Here is an 18,070-nt window from a genome sequence, read left to right on the forward strand (position 1 = left end):
TCCCTTCACGGTGGGACCTTCACGGTCAGCAGCGGTCAACGGCCGGGCCTGCGCGGTCAGAAGAGGACCTTGACCGTGCGTAGGGCACCCTCGCGCCAGCGGTCGGAGTGCGTCCGGCCGGTGGTGGCGCCCACGGCGGACCGGTTCGCGCGGTACCAGGTGAAGCTGCGCTCGATGGCGGTGGCGTTGGAGTGGTGCGGGTGGAATCCGAGCACCTCGCGGGCCGCGGTGATGTCGACGCAGGAGTCCCGGGTGAGCTTCTGGACGAGCCGCCCGTAGACCGGCGAGAGCCGCAGCGCCGCCAGGGTCCGCAGCGCGGCCTTGGCGGGGCCGAGCGGCAGCGGGACGACCCGCTTGCCGTGCCCGGCGAGGTCCAGCACGACCTGGCAGTCCTCGCGGAACGAGCCGTACTCGGCCGCTCCGACGTTGAACTCCCGGTTGATCCGCTCGCCCGGCATGGTCAGCATCGCCGTCACCAGGTCGCACAGGTCCTCGACGTCCAGCATCTGGTTGAGCGTGTGGCCGCCGCCGAGGACGGGGAAGCCCCGGCCGTCGAGCGCCCAGTCGAAGAGCATCGCGAACACGCCCAGCCGGCCCGGGCCGATGAAGGTCTTCGGACGCAGCACCGGGACGCACATCCCCTGGCGGCGGTGGTCGGCGCAGAGCCGCTCGGCCTCGATCTTCGCGGCGTTGTACGGGTCGACCGGGACGAGCGGGTGGGACTCCGGCGTCGGGGTCGACTCCGGGAGCCCGTACACCGCGGTGGACGAGATGTGCAGGACCCGGTCCGTACCGGCCCGCCGGGCCGCCTCCAGGACGGTACGGGTGCCGTCGACGTCCACCGAGCGGATCTCCGCCGCCGGGTGGCTCGGCAGCGCGGCGGCGCCGTGGACGACCACGTCCGCCCCGGCGGTCAGCCGGCCGACCAGCGTGCGGTCCCGGACGTCCCCGACCACCGTCTCGACGGAGGGCAGGGCGGCCAGTTCCGGGGGCAGCGGGCGGCGGTCGAGGGCGACGATCCGGTGGCCGGGCGAGCTGCCGAGGCGGCGGACGAGGGCGCTGCCGAGGAAGCCGGCCGCGCCGGTGAGCAGGATCTGCTGGGGGCGGGCGGCGTTGGTGCCTGCGCGGTTGGTGGTCATGCCTGGCCTGCCGGTGCGTCGGTGGCTGCCGTGTCGGTGGCCGGTGCGTCGGTAGTCGCTGCGGTCCGGGTGAGCGGTGGCCGGTCGGAGCCGGCGGGTGCCGTCTGCCGCCGGTACAGCAGCCGGAACTCCGGGCTGAGCAGCCACTGCCCGGCCCCGACCGCGGCGCCCGCGGTCACGGCGGCGCCCGCCGCGAAGTGCAGGGCGGTGTACGCCACCGCCGTCGCGACGCCGCGTTCGCGGACCAGGAAGGCGTGGAAGCCGCGGTCGGCGAGCACGGCGCCGGCGGCCAGCGCGGCGGTGGCCGGGAGGGTGCGGCGGGACAGCAGGGCCAGCGGCAGCGAGGCCACCGCCCCGGCCGCGGCGAGCGCGGCGACGGCGCGGGAGCGGGTCTCGAACCCGCGCATGAAGCCCCGGTGGTCCACGTAGAGCGGCACGCGCAGCCGGGCCCGGCGGAACAACTTGCGGACCAGGCCCGACAGTTGCTCCTCGTCGTTGTGCCGGCCGACGACCTGCGAGCTGAGCTCGATCCGGTGGCTGGCGGACAGCCGTACACCGAAGTCGATCTCCTCGGTCTGGCGCAGGGCCGGGTTCAGCCCGCCGGACTCCAGGAACAGCGCCCGGCGGATGGCCGCCAGGGCGGAGAACCAGGGGGTGACGGTGCCCTCGGAGCTGATCCGCCAGTAGTACGACTGGAGGATCCGGTAGTCGCCGACCCTGGTGGTGGGCAGCAGCGGGTGCTTGTCGGTGATGCCGCAGACCGATCCGACCTGCGGATCGGCGGCCAGCTGCTCCACCGCGGAGGCGACCGAGGTCGGCGACAGGCCGACGTCGGCGTCCAGGAAGAACACGATCTCGCCGCGGGCCTCCCGGGCGCCGCGGTTGCGGGTCTCGGCCGGCCCCGCGTTCGTCTCCTGGCGGATCAGCCGGCACGGGTACCGGGCGGCGACCGCGGCGGAGTCGTCGGTGCTGGCGTCGTCGACCACGACGATTTCGAGGTTGGGGTAGGTCTGGGCGGCCACCGCCTCCAGGCAGGCGGGCAGGGTGCGGGCGTCGTTGTAGAGCGGGATGACCACGGACACCAGGGGAAGGCTCATGAACGGTCCTGTTCAGGCTGCGGGGATCTCGGGCAGGTCCGGGTCATCGCCGGGCGGGCCGATCCGCGCCTCGCTGATGATCTTCCGGTCGTCACTGGTCAGGCAGCGCCCGGTGGCCAGGTCGAACTCCCAGTCGTGCAGTCGGCAGGTGAGGACGCCGTCCCGGTGGGATCCGAACCGGACCAGGTCCGCCTTGAGGTGCGGGCAGAGCCGCTGGACGACGTAGTCGCCGGCCCCGGCACGCTCCTCGGTCTGCTCCGACTCCGCGTAGTAGCCCTCGACGTAGGACATCCGCTCGGTCGAGAGAGAGGCGAAGAAGGTGGTCACGAACTCGTTGAAGGGGCCCTTGCGGGCGGCCTTGAAGCGGCAGGAGAGGAAGAGCTCGTTGGCCCAGTCGGGGCAGCGCTCGGCGACCATCCGCTCCACCAGCGGCCGGGGCAGGGTGAAGCGGTAGCGGCACTCCTCGCCCTCCCAGCGGCGTACTCGGCGGTCCAGGAAGTCGAGGAGGATCTGTTCGGCGGGGGCGCCCTGGCCGTGCGGGCTGGTTGCTTCGTCCACCACCTCGACCAGGACGCGGCCGTTGATGCCGGCGCAGGTGCGGTCGGCGTGCCGCAGCAGCGGCTCCACCCAGTCCTGGAGCTCTCGCAGCAGGTCGGTGCGGGTGGTCGGCCAGTCCGCCTTCTCGGCGCGGATCCGGCCGGCACGGCGGGCCTGGTAGTCGCGCAGGTAGCCGGTCCGGTCGTCGCGGATCCGGGCGACCTCCCGCTCGTCGACCTGCTCGATCCGGCAGCTGCGGTCGGGCCCGAGTTCGGCCACGGTGCCGGGCAGCAGCAGGTGCGTGTTGGTCACGCCGTGCTCGCGCAGGAAGTCCAGGAAGACCCACTGGTCGGGGAAGATGTTGGAGGCGTCCCCGTCCAGGTCGTTGAGGTGGAACAGCTCCTCGTCGAGGAAGCAGGGCGGCCCGGCGAACGGGAAGACGTGCTCGGCACCGTACTGCTCGACGTAGTTCAGCGCGCGGGTCATGCCGTTGCGGCGCTTGCGGCGGCCGACGGTCTGCTTCATCCGGTCGGGGAAGTCGTAGACCATCGGGTACCAGATCGCGCCGGAGTACTGGAGGAAGTGGCCGGCGAGCGGGCCGAATTCGCGGATCCGGGGCTCGTCGACGGGGCGGGCGTCGTTCTGGTTGAGGATGCGCGTCCCGTTGTCGTCGACGAGGAGCGCGGAGTCGCCGATCGGGCCGTCGGTCGGTGAGGTGAGCGCGTTGACCATGACCCGGACGCCGCTGTGGAGTTCGGTCGGTTCGAGGTCGCGGGTCTGGACGAAGTGGCGGAACCCGAGGTCCTCCATGGCCGTGCGCAGGTCGCGGACCGGGTAGTCGGGGAGCAGGACGACGGTGTCCTTGGACATCCGGGTGCGCAGCCACTCGGCGTCGAAGTGGTCGTGGTGGAGGTGGGAGACGTACAGGTACTCGGCGGCGTGCAGCCGGGCGGTGTCCATCGACTCGTTGTCGGGGAACGGGAACCACGAGGCGAAGAAGGCCGGGTTGAACCACGGGTCGCACAGGATGCGCCCGGCACTGGTCTCCACGAGCAGGCCGGCGTGGCCGACGGATGTGATGCGCATGAGTCTCCAAGGTCAGTCGAGCGACGTCAGGAGGAAGCGGCCCGGGGGAGGCGGCCGGGGGGACGCAACGGCGGTGGGGGAGAAGGCCGTTGCGGCTGTCACGGGGATGCGGGCCGCGGGCCGGCGGACGGCCGGTCGAGCACCTTGAAGTCCGCGACGGCGAAGCCGGAGAGCACCAGCGGGGCATCGACGACCCGGTGGGCGATGGTGACGGCGCGGCTGACGGCATCGACCCGGTCGCAGCCGGCCAGGTAGAGCGTCAGGCGGATGCCCCGGTCGGTGACGTGGACGTGGGCGTGCTCGACGCCGTCGCGAGCGGACGTGACGCTGTCGAGGGCCGAGAGCGCGGCCCCGGCGGTCGGCCAGGCGTCCGCCGACACGCGCGCCGTGGCGGTCAGCAGGACGCCGACGAGGTGCACCGGAAGTCCCGGGGCGTGAGGGGGCCGACGGCCGGTCAGCCCCAGGAGAAGCCGTCGCCCACCGAGGCAGCGGAGGCGGCGGCTCGGGCAGGGTGCACGGAACTGGGCATGGCGAAGTCCTTCGGATCGACGTGGGGGATTCGGGCCGCATTCGTCCGCGGCCTCAGCGGCGACAAGATTCGCACGCACGTCGGAAGGAGCGCAGTGATCCAGGGGTGGCACGAAACGCGTGGCACCTTCGGGCCAGCAGGCGGGGGAGGGGTGCGACCCCTGCTGAGCTGCGCGTCGTCCGGGCTTGGCCTGTTCCGGTCAGGTCGGAAGGTGTCAGCCCGCAGCCCCGGTCGAGCGTTCCACCATCCGGACAGGACGCCTGACGCTCCGCCACAATGGCGACATGCTGACGATCGGCTCCCTCGTCCTCGGTGTCTCCGACATGCCCCGCGCGGTCGCGTTCTGGACGGCTGTCCTCGACTACGCCCCACGCGGCGGCCTCATCGAGGACGACTGGACGGTCCTCGTCCCCGCCGGAGGCGGCAGCGGCGTCCAACTCGCGCTCGGCCTCAGCGAGTCCCCCGTCCAGGAGCACCCACGAGTACATCTGGACCTCTACGCCGGCGACGCCGCCGACCAGGCCGCCGAGGTCGACCGCCTGGTCGCCCTCGGCGCGGGACGGGTCGACTGGGACCTCTACCCGGAGGACCCGGACTTCGTCGTCCTCGCCGACCCCAACACCTCTAACTCCTACTTCTGAGCATCCCGACAGCTCAGAGGCCTTACGAAGCCCCGCCCAGACGAACCCGGACGGGGCTGTGAGGGGTCTAGCGGGTCTTCGCCGGGGCGCAGGGGTTCCGGCACGCCCAGCGGACGTACGCCGGGCCGCTCATGCGGTCCACGATGCCGACAACCTTGCCATCAGCCGTCTTTGTGCCGCAGATGCAGCACCGGTGCGCCTTCGCGTCGTCAGCCATCACGCCACCGCCCCGGCAAGGGTGTGCGGCACGCCGGTCACTACGGTGTCGAGCCAGTGTTCCGGGTCGGGGAGGTCAAGTGCGGCGGCGAACGCTGCGGCCCGGCGGGCGCGGGTTGCGGCGGCTTCGGTGGCGTAGTGCTCGGTGTGAGCGATCACGTGTGCTCGGACCGGTTCCCACTCCGGCATGATCGTGCGGGCAATCACGTGCGGCGGGATCGGCTGCCGGAAGCCGGAGCACAGCGGCAGGGTGTTCGCGGGACGCTGCGGGGCGGCTTCCCTTTGGTCCCACGACGTACGGTGCCTTCCGCGTGCCGGCAGTAGCGCGCGCAACGCCCAGAGGAATGCCAGGACGATAAGCTGAGTCATGTCGTCGCTCCTTGAAAGCGTCGGCCATCCCCGGGACGAATCAGCGGCTGCAACCGCCTCGTCGCCGGGCTTCCTATTGGGTCGACCTTACTAGGGGTCCCTACCCCTGTCTATCACCCCCTATGGTGCCCGATTCCCGTCAGCGTCCGCCGACGATTACCTTCATGGCATGGAGTTCGACCCGACCCGCCCCAAGTGGCGACAGATCCGCGACGAGATCGCCCGCAAGATCGAGAGTGGCGAGTACCCGCCTGGCTATCTCATTTCGGCAGTGCAACTCGAACGGGACTTCGGAGTAGCGCGAGCGACCGTCCAGAAGGTCACGGCGGCGCTTCGCATGGACGGGCTGATCCGGACCGAGACCGGGATGGGGAGCTTCGTGACGGACCGTACGGAGTAGCCCCACCCAGGCGAACCCGGACAGGGCAGGGAAGAACGCGGGTGGCGCCTTCAGTTCCTACGGTGCCGTCCGCTCCCCTTCCGCAGCAGCGCAACGGGGGTGTCATCCTGCGGCGAAACGGGGTCGGCGCCCCGCCGGACGATGACCGAGTAAGCCTCTGAGTAGTTGGCGGCCACGCCTACCGGCTGCCACTCCGACCCGTCCCACTCGACCACCAGACGGGGCGTGTCCTGAAAGAGAAGACCGTGCCGGGCCCCGGGGTCCAGGACCATGGCGTCCCGGGTGCCCGGCGGGCGGTGCCGGTTGTTCCGAGCGGCGTACCAGTCGGACACGGTTTCGTCGTCGGGTTCGAGCACGGGTCCTTACCTCTCCCTCGCCGTCCCTCAGAGGCTAGTGGCCAACGCCGTTCGGCGGTAAGGGCCAACCGAGCAAGGCGAACGGGGCCCGCGTCTCCAGAGCCTTCGAGTACTCGTTCCCGTCAAACTCGACGTACTCCGTGATCGGATCTTGTGCCGCGTACAGCATCGCAAGGGCACAGTCGAGACAGAAGTCACGGCCGGTGTCGAGGTCCCGAAGATTGGCGTAGTTCTGGCACCCGTCCCACTGGCACATCCGCCGGTGCCTGCCGCTGGTAGCCCGATCCACGCCCATCCCGGCAGTGTTCCCCAACACCCCTACTGCGGCGTCCCGTGGTAGATGGACATCCGTTGCGCGGATCGGAGCTTCGCCCCGAGCTCCTCCGCCGACTGGTCGGTCACCCACTTCACCAGCGTCGAACGAAGGTGTTCTGCGAGGGCCTCGAAGTCGGCACCCGCAAGGTTCGGAGGCAAGGCGCCGCGCAGCTCCACCGACTCCCCGCCGGCTTCCAGCAGCTTTTGCAGCGCCCAGTGTTCGGTGAGCAGCTGCACGCCGAACGTGAGGTGGAGACTGTGTTGATCAGGGCCGGTCCGACCCGCGTGAACCCATCCGCGCGGAATGAAGAGAACCTGGCCGGCCGTCAGGTTGAACTCGTAGTCGGGATCCGTCGCCTCGAAGCGTTCCTTGTCCTCCGGAGCGAACCCGATCCGCGACCAGTTGTGGTGGCGGTGTTCCAGCGGGTCCGTGAACGTCGGCCGAAAGATCCGCCACAACTTCGCCCCTTCGGTCTGGGCGATAAGCACATTGTGGCAGTCCCAGTGCCACCCAAACCCCTGAGCCTCACCAGCGGGGGTGAGGTAGAGATTTCCGGTGATCGGGTGGCCAAGCTGCCTGGCCAGGTCCTTGCAGAAAGCCACGATCGGCGGGTAGCTCTCGTGCAGCCCGTTGCAGACGAGCGTGTCCGTGGGGTGGTCGGCGGAGGCACGTTCGGCGGTCAGAACCCCGCTGCGGACCATGCCGTAGCTGTAGGGGCGGATGTCCGGGTCCGCCAGGATCTCCCGCGCCGCTTGGCGGGTGGCGAGGAGTTGAAGGTCAGCGGCGTCCCGGTCGTACACCGTGGGCACCGTGGGCCACCCGGTCCGGAAGGCGTTCGGGTCGGTGGCCAGCCTTGAAAGCGCGGTCTGCACGGCGGTGCTCCTTTCTCGTAGGGTGGGAAGGGGCGACCGCCCCACCTGAATTGGGGCGGTCGCCTCTCACTCACTCACTGCTGATGTGTCAGGCGCCGATCAGGCCGTCGTACTGGCCGGCGGCGAAGGCGTCACGCAGCTTGCGCAGCTCACAGGGGGTGCCGGTGATCACGGCCTTGTCGTTGTCGATGTTGGCGATGGCCACCAGGCCGTTACCGGCGTCGGCGACGGCGAAGCACTGGACCTGGTCGTCCAGCTGGCTCTGCATCGCCACCGACCACTCCAGGTCGGGGTGCGACGCGGGGTTGAAGTCCAGGGACTCGCTCATGAGCGTTCCTCCTCTTGTTCGTGCGCACGGCGGGCGCCGTGCCGGTTTGGCAGTGCGACCGGGAACGTTCTTCCCGGGTTGTGCAGCCCGTTTCCGGCCGGGATCGCTTGGCAGTGAAGCCGGTCGGAACGGGAGTCGATGGGTGCTACTCGGGATGCCGGGGGATCACCTGGGCGCGTTCGTCACGGATGATCTGTCGGCGCCGGGGGCTGAACAGCGTGACGGGCAACATGAATTGGAGCTTTAGGCCCCAGAACATTTGAACCGTGACCACCGGATGGGTAAGCCGATGAAGCCACAGTCGGCAGCAGGATCGACCGATCACGCGGCGGCCTGGGCGACGACGTTCCGGGGGCGCTTCCGGCCGCAGACCTGAACGATGGGCTCGTCCGGGTGCGTCAGCGCGTAGTCCGGCGGCAGCAGGTAGCCGAACCGGCGACAGTCGCACGTCCACGTACTGATGCCGTCCGTGCCTACGGTGCCGCTGATCGACTCGCCGCACACACACTTTCCCGCCGTGACCTGCATGCATGCTCCCTCGGGCCAAGACCGACCGCCGACGTCATGACGGTCAGTCAGTGAACTAGTCCAGGATGAAGAGTGGCCTAGTTCAGCCGCTACGGTTGCGAGTGAACTAGTCTGCTCAAACGGGGGGCGCCCACCGAGCGGAAGCGAGCGAACATGCCGAGCAAGACGCCGAAAACGTGGTCTGTGATCGCAGACCACTTCCGTCAGCGGATCCTGTCGGGGGAACTGGAGCCGGGCGCGAAGCTGCCCAGCAACAAGGAGATCGCCGGCCGCTGGAACGTCGCCGTGGCCACGGTCAGCCGGTCACTTCAGCACCTACAGGTGGAGGGCTATCTGCGCACTTCACCGCGCGGGACATTCGTCGCGGATGATCCACGTGTGAGCGCCAGCAGCCGGGATCGCCTCGCCCGGGTGCAGAGGGTCCAGTCCAGCCTCATGGAGGGCGAGACCAGCCGGGTAACGGCTGCCGAACTCGTCATTCCGCCGCTCTACGTCGCGGATCTCTTCGATCTGGAGCACGGCGCCCAGCTGGTGCGTCGCGAGTACATCGCTGGGCGCGGCAAGTCTCGAACCCTCTTCGCGGTGTCTTGGTACCCCGCGCACTTCGCCGCACTTGTGCCCGACTTGCTCAACACGGCTCCGGGACGGAACGACGGAATCACGGCGCGAGTCCTCGAAGCCACTGGTCGAACCATCACGGCGGCACGCGACGACATGCACGCGCGCACGGCAGACCAGCGCGAAGCCGCCGCCCTGGCGGTACCGGTCGGCAGCTCGATCCTGGCTCTCGTCCACCGCTGGTCGGACGACGAAGGGTTGATCGAGTACACGGAGGCTTGCCTGCCTCCCCGGTTCACCATCGGCTACGAGTACACGCCCTAGGCTGACCCGGAACGCAGAAAGACCCCAGCGGGAATCCGCTGGGGTCTCTTTGCTCTTTGGGGCACTTTGCGCACCCTGATCGCGCCGTTAGGACTGCTTACGGGTGGCCTTTCTCGCAGGATTGATATGCCAACTAGCCTAACTGTCAGGCAAGTTGTCCCGTGGGGGCCTGGAAAACGGCATCACACCCAGGGTGTACGCGGCGTGCTGCTACCGGGATCGCTGCGGCGGCAAAGCTGGGAACTTCGGAAGCGCCCCGCCCACCCAGCACGGCCACGATCAGGCACGTCGACGGCATGCTGAGCAGCGGACCAGCCAGGCATCCGAACGCGGCTCGCGCTCGGTGCCGGCAGGCAGTCTGTCCTCCGGCACGTACGAGTAGCGCGGGCACGAGCGGCAGCGAACGGGAACCCACGACAGGTCGCTGTCGTCCTGGAGCACGCGTCCAGCCGGCTGCATCCACGCGGGCCGCATCCATGACGGCCATTCACTCAACCACTCGTCTGTGCTGGGGAGTTGGGAGATCCTGAGCCCCACGAGCTGGCGGTCGTCGCCGACCCGGTGACCGGTTTCGACCTTCCGCCCCCAGCCCTGTGCGATGAGGTACCCCCCGACGTCGGAGGGCGCCACCACCCGCATGCCTGCTCCTACCGGGGCCCGGTCGATCCGGAGCCCGGTCAGCAGTTCAACGAACATGGTCAGACCCGTACGGCCAGGCCAGCGCCCACCAGCCACTCCGCCTCACTCTGCGGAACCTCGTAGGTCTCCCCGTTCTGGAGAGTCCGCGAAGGGGTGCCGTTGCCGGTCGGGCCGTAGCCCATCCAGCCGGTCATGCGAATGGAAGCGGTCGGCTCGCCGGTGTTGAAGATGGTCATGGCGGTGAACTCCTTATCAGGCGGAAACGGTGATCTTGCAGACGGCGGCAGCGTTCGGAACGGCGATTGCAGCACGGGCAATCGCACGGACCGCCGTACCGTCCTTGAGGAAGCCAAACTGATTGCTGATCTCGAATCCGGCATCCTTGCGCCAGACGGCGAAAACCTGATCCGCCTCGTACACGAGAATATCGGCGTTCGGCATGAACGAGGAAAGCCACACGGGAACCCCGAGGATCGACCGCTGGACTCCGGCAGTGGGAGAGCCGGCCGACTCGCTCAGAAGCGGCTTCAGCGACCCGGACATCTCGCGCAGCGCCATAAGCGCAGACCACGACTTGGGCGCCATGACGATTGCCGAAGCCTTCGCGTTGGCGGACTCCAGCAGGCCGAAGGCCGACACGAACGGGTCGAGATCCTTGAGACCACCCGCAACGGCAAGCTTCTGAATCCCGGCAGTGTTGGCTATGCCGACGAAGCCCTTCCCGCCGCCGGTGCCCACCAGGGCTTCCCGGTCGAACCCCAGGGCGACGGTCCGTAGCAGCGACTTCGCCATGGGGTTCAGAAAGGCGGGGCCGCCGTCCTGGATCAGCTCATTCGCGATCAGATCGGCAACGGCGATCTTCTTCGGAGTGACCTTGAGTGGCTCAGCTCCGAAACCGCCGGTCGGAAGGTCGTCCAGCTCCCCGACGAATCCAGCGGAGAAGTCCGACCTGATCACCGGGAATGAATAGGTCTCGGCGTCCGTCTCCACCCGGTTCACGCCGGATGCCATGACCACCGACTGAGGCGCGAGGAGGTCAACGAAGTTCTTCGCCACCTGCTCGGGAGAGAACGCCTTTCCCGTGCCGGCTGTGGTGATGCCCCTGGACGCTTCCAGCGAGCGATGCATGAGTTCCCCGGGCGTGGCACTCGAAGGCGTCTTCGAGAAGCGCTCGATGCCTTCTATGAATGTGGCGCCGCGAAGCGGGGACTGTGCGCGCATTGCCGAATCCTCAGCGGCGGCAGCGGAGATATGCCGCTTCGCATTCCCATCCTCCTCGGCAATGAGGTTGAGCAGTTCGCCTTCTCGCTTCTTTTCGCCGCGAGTAAGCGAACGGTTCTTCGCGCCGTCGGTAAGCTCGCGAAGCTTCCTTATGGCGACCTCTCGCTTGTCTATCGCTATCTGCGCAATTTCGGCATGGTTCATGCTGTACTCCGCTCTGGGAAGGTTCAGGGGCCAGCGAAGGCGCGGCGCCTAACTGTGATTTCACACCCCACTGGAGCGCGGGGACTCCCCCGGCAGCTCATCAGTCGGAGAGGCGACGCTGTCTTCTCATGGAGCACTAGAGCGCAAGGACTTCCTCTGACGGTTTGATGGTTTTCCGGTCGATCCGGATTGCCTTAGAGTTTTCTATGGTGTTCCGAAAAATGCATCAAATCGTCAGTGCGTCAGCCTAGGGGCTTGGCAGCCGGTCGCTGGAGCGGTTGGGGCTGTGGTGTTGAGTGCCAGAGCCGACCACCTACTACCGGAAGTAGGTGGTCACGACCGGGGCGGGCTCGGCGCACGCTTCACCGGCGTCAGGGGCGGTCCTGGGGTAGCCGGAGCCGGCCAGCGTGGTGAAGTGACGGTTTGCTGGCTGTTTTCAATATGCTAAGGAGTTTCTTAAGGCATACCGAAAAGAGCATCCGAACCACCACTTCACCACACCAGGCGCCGCCTGCCGTCGCTGAGAGGCAGTAGTGCCCGCTGACCTTCCTGTGTGAGAGCCCCTGAAGGGGCCATAGGCGGCCGCTTCCGGGCATGAGAAAGCCCCGGCGGGCTCAGAGGCCATGCCGGGGCTGTTGGGGTCGTCAGGCGGCTGCGGAGGCCGCTAGCCGAACCTTGCTGCGGGGCGTTGGGATGTCTCCCCGGGCTTCGGAGTCCAGTGCTTGGGAAATCCCAGCAAGCTCCTCGATGGGCGCGTCCAGCTCGCCGGAGATGCTGAACTCGACGCGTTGCGGGTCTAGGGTCCGCCACCCGCCGCGAGTGCCCTTCCGGACGTCCAGTCGCACGCCCGCGTCGACCAGCATGCGGCGGCGCCCCTCCGTGTCCGCATCTGCCCACTCGTCCGCGTAGGTGCGTCCGGTGGCTGTGACGATGCGCTGCGGCTCCGTCTTCTCGCGGGACTCCAGTTCGGTCAATCGACTATCCAGTGCGTCACGCCGCTTCTTCCATATGGTCATTGCCGTCACGGATTTCTGCTCTCTCTTCTCTTCGTAGTGCTCTTCAAGTTCTGCGCTGGTTGCTTCAATTTCGGGCTGCGGATCGTATCCGGGTATCTCGATAATTCGGGTGACCGAGATCGGGCCTGCCTGTCGCAAGAATTCAGTGCTCACATACTCGTCTGCCCAGTCGGCCCGGATGTAGACAGGTGCGGGGCACTTGACTCCCCGTGCATGGTGTCCGCAGCCGTAGTTCGGGTGATTCCGGGTCGTGTTTTGCGGGTTCAGATACATGCGACCGCCACACCCGGTGCAATGAATGACGCCGAGTTGAAGCGCATTACTGTCCGTTCGCTCGTTGCACCAGCTCTTAGTCCGGCCATCGAGAATAGATCCGATCTGGTCGAACTCTTCGCGGGTAAGAATCGGACTTTCAGTGCACATGATCGGGTTGCCATTTTCGTTGCGGACCGGCTTGCCCTTATGCATCTTCCAGCCGAGCAGCGTCTCACTCCGGAGCAAGCGGGCGAGCACGGCAGGCGTCCACTTGAATTCTGTCCGTACGACGCTCTGTCCCTTGGCGCCGCCGGTCTTGCCGCCCCTCTCGCGGCCCATCTTGTTCGCCCAGTAGTCACGTGGGCTCAACACCCCGTCGGCGTTGAGTCCGGTCGCGATGGCTGAGAGCGATTTGCCTTCCAGCAGCTCCCGAACGATGCGCTCGATCACATTGACCGCGTCGGGGTCCGGAATGAGGGTCCACCCCTTGCCGCCGTGCTCCTCGGGCATGGGGGCTGGCATGTAGCCGAAGGGTGGACGCCCACCACCGCGCCAGCGAAGGGGCATGGTCCGTATCGCTGCCTGTGCGCCGGTCACGCGGTCGCTGATGCTCTGGGATTCGACCTGGGCGGCGAACGCCAGCATGAGCATCTGGAGTTCCGCCATGGGGTCCATGGGGTTCCGGAAGTCGAAGACCAGCCGGCCCCCGCCGATGCCTTCGGCGAATACCAACACCTTCCGGTGCTTCCTTGCCCACGAGGCAAGCTCGTGCATGTGCCCCATGGACCGGATGGCACGGTCGAACCGCCACCACACAAGGGCGTCGAAGCTGCCAGGGTCGGCAAGCCACTTCCCGAGCTGCGGGCGGTCGAAAGGGCTGGTCTTGGACGCGCTGACGTCCAGATCGACGGCTTCTCGAAGGGTGCCGTCCTGGCCGAAGTCGATGCCCAGCGCGGCGGCAACCAGGTCGTCGGCCTCACGCTGTCGTTCGGGGCTGGTGGTCTCGTCGGTCAGAACCGAGAGCCGGACGCACCGGACGCCCCGAAGGGTCTCGGTGAAGACCGTCCCGGCCAGGGGGTTGGTGCCATTGGTCATGCTCTCCGGGGAGCGCAACGACTTCCCATTACCCGCAGACGCGTCCCTGACCAGCGTTGCCGTACTCATGCGCCCACTCCAGAACTACTAGTCCAGAGTGTTGGGAGACCCCGAGGGCAACCGCTTCTGCGTCATCGACACAAGCCGGAGCTGACTGCGCAGGAAGTCGGCCCGGCTGACTTCCTGCGCAGGGGGGTTATGACTGGGGTACCGGGTTGTCCGGGCTGTCCAGCCAGACCATCTGGCCGCCCGGTGTGATGGTGAGCCCGAACCGGTCGAAGCCGGGGCGCCCCCGGCTGTCCCACCAGTGCCACGCCGCCGCCACCTCGTCCCAGAGGCGGCGGCGGCCGGACTGCACCACCTCGTAGGCGGTCCGGTCAGGCTCCCACTCGACCGTGGCCCAGGACGTGACGGCGGTGTCGTGCAGCCACAGCGTGTACGTGCCGTCGGCATACCGCTCGACCAGTGGGAAGGCCTCGGGCACCTGCACGCCGATGGCGAACATGGCCAGCCACCCGCCGACGTCCTCCGGGGACAAGGACGTCGACGACCTCGCCCCGTCCGCCGGCCACGGGTCGGACAGGTACTCCAGGCTGCCGGGCCGGGACGTGCGCTGCTGCCGCAGTCGCATGAACGCGGACGACCCGACGAACCGGCCGCTCGCGGTGCCGTCCTCGCCGACCGTGAGCCGAACCACGGCTTCCCCGCCGTACTCGGGCGCCCACGGCGCGACGATCACCCCACCGGGGCGGGCCTGCTCCACCCAGGCGTACGGCACCCGGCGCACCGAGCAGGTGGCGATCACGCGGTCGAACGGCGCACCGGCGGCGAAGCCCTTCGACCCGTCGCCGACCACCAGCTGCGGTGCGTACCCGGCGCGGGCGAGCCGGAACCGTGCCTCGGCCGCGCTGGCCTCGTCCACCTCGACCGTGGCGACGCTCCCGGCGCCCAAGCGGTGGGAGAGGAGAGCCGCGTTCCACCCCGTGCCGGTGCCGATCTCCAGCGCCCGGTCGCCGTCCGCCACGTCCAGGGCTCCGAGCATGGAGAACACCATGGTCGGCATGGAGTTGGAGGAGGTGGGAACGGTGCCCCGGCCGTCCCCGGTGTGGTCGCCGTCGTCCCACTGGGTCGTGAGGGGTGCGTCGGTGTAGACGGCGTTCCACCAGGTGACCGGGTCGGCGTGCCGGTTCACGGCGTCGCCCTGGCGCACGCCGTCCCCCTGCCCCGGCCAGATCAGATCAGGGACGAACCAGTGGCGCGGGACGGCGTGGTAGGTCGACAGCCAGTCCGAGGAGAGGGACCCGTTCGCGATGAGCGCGGAGGCCAGCCGGGTCCGACCGGCCTCCGCCACGTGCTGCTCGCTCACCCGTCAGCTGCCGGACGCCGGGCCACTGCCGTCCGAGGTGTTCCCGCCCTCGTCGCTGCCGCCGCCACCGTGCTTGTTGCCGCTGCTGCTGTCGTCCTGCTGGCTGCCGCCCTTGCCGTCCCCCTGGCCGCCACCGTGCTTGCCACCGTCGAACATGGGCATGTGTGTCCCCTTCGCTGTCGGTCGGACTGCCTACAACTCCCGTGCTGGTCACGGGTGCCAGCCAGAACGCTAGGTGTGCGAGCTTCGAGGGCGAGCGCGTGATTCTCGACTATTCGAGCCGCCGCGCGTGGGGTTCGCGGGGATTCCTCAGACGTCCCCGAGAGCCCGGCGGCAGCGGGTGATGACCTTGTGGGCATCCGCGCCGTAGACGGCCGCGCCGGCCAGGGTCTCCCACACGCGCAGGTACAGCGCCACGTTCTCCGGCTGGTCGAGCCAGAGTTCGGCGTGCCAGTCCTCGACGATGACGAGCCGCTCGTCGTGGATCCAGAAGCCGTTGGCGGGCGGGAGAGTCAGGGAGGCCTCGAACGGGACGATGCCCAGCGAGACGGTGTCCAGCCCGATCACACCACTGAGCCGGTCGAGCTGCGCGGCCATCACGGCGGGTGGGCAGAGCCGCGCACGCAGAGCCGGTTCCCACATGACGATGTGGCACTTCCGGCCGGGGCGGTACAGGCTTTCCTGCCGCTGGATGCGGGCTCGGACGGCATCCTCGATGTCGCGAGGCGACTGGTGGAGGCCGACGTACGCGTTGAAGATGTGACGAGCGTAGTCGGCCGTCTGGAGCATGCCGACGATCATGGCGCCTTCCCAAGCGCGCATGACAGTTGAGCGGTCGTTCTCGGCGGTCAGCGTGTCCTGTACCGGCTTGTGCCCGGCGGCCAACTGCCGCCGCCACGAGCGGGTTCCGGACTCGAAGGCCCTTAGCCTGGCTGCCAGTTCGGCTGCCGCGCGGGGCTGTCCGACACCTTCGGCCCAGGCCTTGAGGTCGTCGTGGGTGGCCGTCTGCCGGCCGGTCTCCAGCTTGCTGACCTTGGACTGCGTCCAGCCCAGTCGGTCGGCCAGTTGCCGACCTGTGAGACCGCCCTCGGCGCGCAGCTCACGGAGCCGCAGGCCGAGGGCGATCCTGGCTTGCTGGAAGTCGGTGCTCACATGTCGGACGGTACCCCAGCGCCGAACTCGCGGTGCGGGGTGGCGTAGTGCCAGGCGGCGTCACGGACTTGGCAGGCGCGCGCCACCTGCACCGGGTCGGTGATCAGTTCGATCTCGGTCAGGTCGTCGTCGGCGTCGGCGTCGAAGTGCAGCAGGGCGATGACCTGGGAGTCGAACAGCCAGGCGTCCTCGGCGGCAAGAGCGAGGCGGTCGGCGTCGGCACGCCAGAGGTACCGGATGTCCTCGCCGACCAGGCCGTTCCGCACGGAGTTGTTGAGCAGGTACCGCTGCCCCATGGTGGGCGGGTTGTCCATGATCCGAACCCGCTCGAACCGCTTGCCCAGGGCCGACTGTTCGCGCCGCGAGCGGCACCAGGGGTGGTCCAGGTCCCATTCGGGATCCAGCCCGGCGACGAACCGGCGGTAGGTTTCGCTCTGTTCGTCGGAGAGGTACCGGCGGCGGGTCTCCAGCCGGAAGGCCGTGTGCTCGAAACTCACGAACATCTCGTCGAACTCGTCGAAGCTGATCATCATGCGCTCCCGGTCCATGTCGCGCGGCGCGAAGTCGGCGAGCAGCACGCGCGGCACGGTCACGAACCCCTCGCCGGGCTTGATGTTGCGGAGCTGGGCGATCTCGGCAGGGTCGGTCACGACATCGCCCTGCACGATGACCTCGCCGGTCTCCATGTCTTCGTAGAGCGTCGGGCATCCGTTGTGCCCCGAGTTGCTTCCGATGAATCGCAGTCGTCGGCTCACTGCCGCTCCCCTCACAGTCGGTCTGGCTGACTCAGAATGGCCGGAGAGCCACGCGGAGTGAGCGTCGATTCTCGAATATTCTCCGGAAGCAGGGCGCGGGATGTGATGCGGAAGACGCTATCCCTGCGCAGGAACCAGGGAAGGTCAGGACCGCCGACGACTGATCAGCAGCCGGTGCGAGTCCTGCACCCCCTCGGGGAGCTCGTCCGGTGAGAACCATCGAGCCTCCAGGACTTCGAACGAGGCCGCCTCGATCTGCCCGCTGACGTACAGGGCCTCGTAGGCGACTTCGACGCGAAGCTTGTAACCGCTCTTCAGGTGCGCCAACTCGCACACCTTCACCGTGAGTCCGGTCTCCTCCCGGACTTCACGCACGATCGTGTCTTCGAAGCTCTCGCCCGCGTTCGCATAGCCGGTCGGCAGACCCCACTGTCGGCCCTCCGGCCACATGCGGTGCTTCAGCAGCAGCACCCGACCGTCCTGGTCGCGGACGATGCCCGTCACGCCGACCATGAACTTCGAGTGCCACAGCCACAGCACGCGCCATTGCATCGGACCACGGATGATCCGCCAGAGCTTCGCGACGATCTTCTTCATGGTTCAGCCCTTCGTGTAGGGGAGATTAGGGCAATTTCGAACAATTGCCCAACGGTATTCCTGATATCGACTAGAGATCTCGCAGTATGCTCCGAAAGCGGTCCGCCCACGCGCTCAGCTTGGCGCGGGCCTCATCGCCCCAGAGGGAATATCCTTCAAAGGTTCGAAACTCGTCCAGGTATTCCTGGAAATCGCGCGGGTCGCGGAACACGAGCGCGCCCGTGGAGACTTCCACGGTGGCCAGGGCGGAATCGTAGACCGTGAAGACGTTGAGCGGAGCCCATGGCATGTGGCCGGCCATCGGGATGACTCCCAGCCGAACGTTCGGCAAGCGTGAGACGGAGGCCAGCCGGTCGAGCTGCACGGCCATGGCCTGTTCCGTCGGCCCCTTGCGCGGAGCAAGGGGCCGACGGAGTGGGAGGGGTGGTTGCGTGGGAAGTCGGGCGGGCCGACTTCCTGTGTGGTGGGCCGGGT

The 18,070-nt window shown here is 68.2% G+C and carries 21 protein-coding genes; 3 read left to right on the forward strand and 18 right to left on the reverse strand.

All coding sequences use genetic code 11. The features are described 5' to 3' along the window. Window positions 1-56 precede the first annotated feature (56 nt). The 4 genes from OP86_RS25740 to OP86_RS25755 all read right to left on the reverse strand — a co-directional run bounded on the left by OP86_RS25740 (window position 57) and on the right by OP86_RS25755 (window position 4,278). Window positions 57-1,139 carry an NAD-dependent epimerase/dehydratase family protein gene (locus tag OP86_RS25740; RefSeq protein ID WP_051830628.1) on the reverse strand — a complete coding sequence of 361 codons (1,083 nt, stop codon included), beginning with the start codon at window positions 1,137-1,139 and terminating at the stop codon, window positions 57-59. Then, window positions 1,136-2,236: a glycosyltransferase family A protein gene (locus tag OP86_RS25745; protein ID WP_063832460.1), complete on the reverse strand. Its 1,101-nt coding sequence runs from the start codon at window positions 2,234-2,236 to the stop codon at window positions 1,136-1,138. Before OP86_RS25745 ends, OP86_RS25740 begins: the two co-directional genes overlap by 4 nt. A 12-nt stretch (window positions 2,237-2,248) precedes the next feature. Then, window positions 2,249-3,859 carry a Rieske 2Fe-2S domain-containing protein gene (locus OP86_RS25750; protein WP_030057154.1) on the reverse strand — a complete coding sequence of 537 codons (1,611 nt, stop codon included), beginning with the start codon at window positions 3,857-3,859 and terminating at the stop codon, window positions 2,249-2,251. Between the two features lie 98 nt (window positions 3,860-3,957). After that, the gene (locus OP86_RS25755) at window positions 3,958-4,278 is read right to left on the reverse strand and encodes a hypothetical protein (protein WP_030057153.1); all 321 of its coding nucleotides are present in this window, start codon (window positions 4,276-4,278) and stop codon (window positions 3,958-3,960) included. Window positions 4,279-4,672: 394 nt separating this feature from the next. Here OP86_RS25755 and OP86_RS25760 point away from each other — a divergent pair, with 394 nt between their 5' ends. Beyond that, window positions 4,673-5,029, forward strand: a complete 357-nt coding sequence (locus OP86_RS25760; RefSeq protein ID WP_030057152.1) for a VOC family protein — start codon at window positions 4,673-4,675, stop codon at window positions 5,027-5,029. A gap of 216 nt (window positions 5,030-5,245) precedes the next feature. Here OP86_RS25760 and OP86_RS25765 read toward each other — a convergent pair whose 3' ends face one another. Further along, window positions 5,246-5,614, reverse strand: a complete 369-nt coding sequence (locus OP86_RS25765) for a hypothetical protein (RefSeq protein WP_030057151.1) — start codon at window positions 5,612-5,614, stop codon at window positions 5,246-5,248. 169 nt (window positions 5,615-5,783) lie between these two features. On the opposite strand from OP86_RS25765, the gene OP86_RS25770 reads away from it, so the two are divergent. Beyond that, entirely contained in the window at window positions 5,784-6,014 is a 231-nt protein-coding gene (locus OP86_RS25770; protein ID WP_030057150.1) for a GntR family transcriptional regulator, read from the forward strand. A gap of 50 nt (window positions 6,015-6,064) precedes the next feature. On the opposite strand, the gene OP86_RS25775 is transcribed toward OP86_RS25770, so the two are convergent. The 4 genes from OP86_RS25775 to OP86_RS25795 all read right to left on the reverse strand — a co-directional run bounded on the left by OP86_RS25775 (window position 6,065) and on the right by OP86_RS25795 (window position 8,414). Then, complete coding sequence (locus OP86_RS25775; RefSeq protein WP_030057149.1) at window positions 6,065-6,370, reverse strand: DUF6087 family protein; 306 nt, start codon at window positions 6,368-6,370, stop codon at window positions 6,065-6,067. A gap of 318 nt (window positions 6,371-6,688) precedes the next feature. After that, window positions 6,689-7,558: a JmjC domain-containing protein gene (locus OP86_RS33955; RefSeq protein WP_030057147.1), complete on the reverse strand. Its 870-nt coding sequence runs from the start codon at window positions 7,556-7,558 to the stop codon at window positions 6,689-6,691. Between the two features lie 88 nt (window positions 7,559-7,646). Beyond that, window positions 7,647-7,886 carry a hypothetical protein gene (locus OP86_RS25790; RefSeq protein WP_030057146.1) on the reverse strand — a complete coding sequence of 80 codons (240 nt, stop codon included), beginning with the start codon at window positions 7,884-7,886 and terminating at the stop codon, window positions 7,647-7,649. Window positions 7,887-8,207: 321 nt separating this feature from the next. After that, entirely contained in the window at window positions 8,208-8,414 is a 207-nt protein-coding gene (locus OP86_RS25795) for a hypothetical protein (protein ID WP_157849839.1), read from the reverse strand. Between the two features lie 153 nt (window positions 8,415-8,567). Between OP86_RS25795 and OP86_RS25800 the strand changes: the two genes are divergently transcribed. Continuing rightward, window positions 8,568-9,296 carry a GntR family transcriptional regulator gene (locus OP86_RS25800; protein ID WP_030057144.1) on the forward strand — a complete coding sequence of 243 codons (729 nt, stop codon included), beginning with the start codon at window positions 8,568-8,570 and terminating at the stop codon, window positions 9,294-9,296. 698 nt (window positions 9,297-9,994) lie between these two features. Here the strand turns inward: OP86_RS25800 and OP86_RS36895 are convergent. From OP86_RS36895 to OP86_RS38375, 9 genes are all read right to left on the reverse strand, one after another. Beyond that, on the reverse strand, window positions 9,995-10,171 hold the full coding sequence (locus OP86_RS36895; protein WP_157849840.1) for a hypothetical protein: 177 nt from the start codon (window positions 10,169-10,171) through the stop codon (window positions 9,995-9,997). A gap of 16 nt (window positions 10,172-10,187) precedes the next feature. Continuing rightward, window positions 10,188-11,360: a phage major capsid protein gene (locus OP86_RS25810; protein WP_030259382.1), complete on the reverse strand. Its 1,173-nt coding sequence runs from the start codon at window positions 11,358-11,360 to the stop codon at window positions 10,188-10,190. A 644-nt stretch (window positions 11,361-12,004) separates the two neighbouring features. Next, window positions 12,005-13,726 (reverse strand): recombinase family protein, encoded by a 1,722-nt coding sequence (locus OP86_RS25815; protein WP_030259385.1) that lies wholly within the window; start codon window positions 13,724-13,726, stop codon window positions 12,005-12,007. Window positions 13,727-13,922: 196 nt separating this feature from the next. Then, window positions 13,923-15,092, reverse strand: a complete 1,170-nt coding sequence (locus tag OP86_RS25820; protein WP_030057140.1) for a methyltransferase domain-containing protein — start codon at window positions 15,090-15,092, stop codon at window positions 13,923-13,925. Between the two features lie 3 nt (window positions 15,093-15,095). Beyond that, window positions 15,096-15,254: a hypothetical protein gene (locus OP86_RS36900; protein WP_157849841.1), complete on the reverse strand. Its 159-nt coding sequence runs from the start codon at window positions 15,252-15,254 to the stop codon at window positions 15,096-15,098. A 147-nt stretch (window positions 15,255-15,401) separates the two neighbouring features. Further along, window positions 15,402-16,244 carry a helix-turn-helix domain-containing protein gene (locus OP86_RS25825; RefSeq protein ID WP_030057139.1) on the reverse strand — a complete coding sequence of 281 codons (843 nt, stop codon included), beginning with the start codon at window positions 16,242-16,244 and terminating at the stop codon, window positions 15,402-15,404. Further along, window positions 16,241-16,930: a DUF6879 family protein gene (locus OP86_RS25830; protein ID WP_078589177.1), complete on the reverse strand. Its 690-nt coding sequence runs from the start codon at window positions 16,928-16,930 to the stop codon at window positions 16,241-16,243. Before OP86_RS25830 ends, OP86_RS25825 begins: the two co-directional genes overlap by 4 nt. A gap of 213 nt (window positions 16,931-17,143) precedes the next feature. Then, window positions 17,144-17,596 (reverse strand): NUDIX domain-containing protein, encoded by a 453-nt coding sequence (locus OP86_RS25835; RefSeq protein WP_030057137.1) that lies wholly within the window; start codon window positions 17,594-17,596, stop codon window positions 17,144-17,146. A gap of 70 nt (window positions 17,597-17,666) precedes the next feature. Further along, entirely contained in the window at window positions 17,667-17,966 is a 300-nt protein-coding gene (locus OP86_RS38375; RefSeq protein ID WP_051830630.1) for a Scr1 family TA system antitoxin-like transcriptional regulator, read from the reverse strand. Between the last annotated feature and the right edge of the window lie 104 nt (window positions 17,967-18,070).

The organism is Streptomyces novaecaesareae (assembly GCF_000716875.1).
GTDB lineage: Bacteria > Actinomycetota > Actinomycetes > Streptomycetales > Streptomycetaceae > Kitasatospora > Kitasatospora novaecaesareae.

Bases quoted from the DNA above. Each gene is read 5' to 3' on its own strand.
- OP86_RS25770 (WP_030057150.1), top strand. From the start codon at position 5,784: ATGGAGTTCGACCCGACCCGCCCCAAGTGGCGACAGATCCGCGACGAG.
- OP86_RS25745 (WP_063832460.1), bottom strand. From the start codon at position 2,236: ATGAGCCTTCCCCTGGTGTCCGTGGTCATCCCGCTCTACAACGACGCC.
- OP86_RS25760 (WP_030057152.1), top strand. From the start codon at position 4,673: ATGCTGACGATCGGCTCCCTCGTCCTCGGTGTCTCCGACATGCCCCGC.
- OP86_RS25750 (WP_030057154.1), bottom strand. From the start codon at position 3,859: ATGCGCATCACATCCGTCGGCCACGCCGGCCTGCTCGTGGAGACCAGT.
- OP86_RS36895 (WP_157849840.1), bottom strand. From the start codon at position 10,171: ATGACCATCTTCAACACCGGCGAGCCGACCGCTTCCATTCGCATGACC.
- OP86_RS38375 (WP_051830630.1), bottom strand. From the start codon at position 17,966: ATGGCCGTGCAGCTCGACCGGCTGGCCTCCGTCTCACGCTTGCCGAAC.
- OP86_RS25740 (WP_051830628.1), bottom strand. From the start codon at position 1,139: ATGACCACCAACCGCGCAGGCACCAACGCCGCCCGCCCCCAGCAGATC.
- OP86_RS25800 (WP_030057144.1), top strand. From the start codon at position 8,568: ATGCCGAGCAAGACGCCGAAAACGTGGTCTGTGATCGCAGACCACTTC.
- OP86_RS25790 (WP_030057146.1), bottom strand. From the start codon at position 7,886: ATGAGCGAGTCCCTGGACTTCAACCCCGCGTCGCACCCCGACCTGGAG.
- OP86_RS25815 (WP_030259385.1), bottom strand. From the start codon at position 13,726: ATGACCAATGGCACCAACCCCCTGGCCGGGACGGTCTTCACCGAGACC.
- OP86_RS25835 (WP_030057137.1), bottom strand. From the start codon at position 17,596: ATGAAGAAGATCGTCGCGAAGCTCTGGCGGATCATCCGTGGTCCGATG.
- OP86_RS36900 (WP_157849841.1), bottom strand. From the start codon at position 15,254: ATGCCCATGTTCGACGGTGGCAAGCACGGTGGCGGCCAGGGGGACGGC.
- OP86_RS25765 (WP_030057151.1), bottom strand. From the start codon at position 5,614: ATGACTCAGCTTATCGTCCTGGCATTCCTCTGGGCGTTGCGCGCGCTA.
- OP86_RS25830 (WP_078589177.1), bottom strand. From the start codon at position 16,930: ATGGAGACCGGCGAGGTCATCGTGCAGGGCGATGTCGTGACCGACCCT.
- OP86_RS25810 (WP_030259382.1), bottom strand. From the start codon at position 11,360: ATGAACCATGCCGAAATTGCGCAGATAGCGATAGACAAGCGAGAGGTC.
- OP86_RS25795 (WP_157849839.1), bottom strand. From the start codon at position 8,414: ATGCAGGTCACGGCGGGAAAGTGTGTGTGCGGCGAGTCGATCAGCGGC.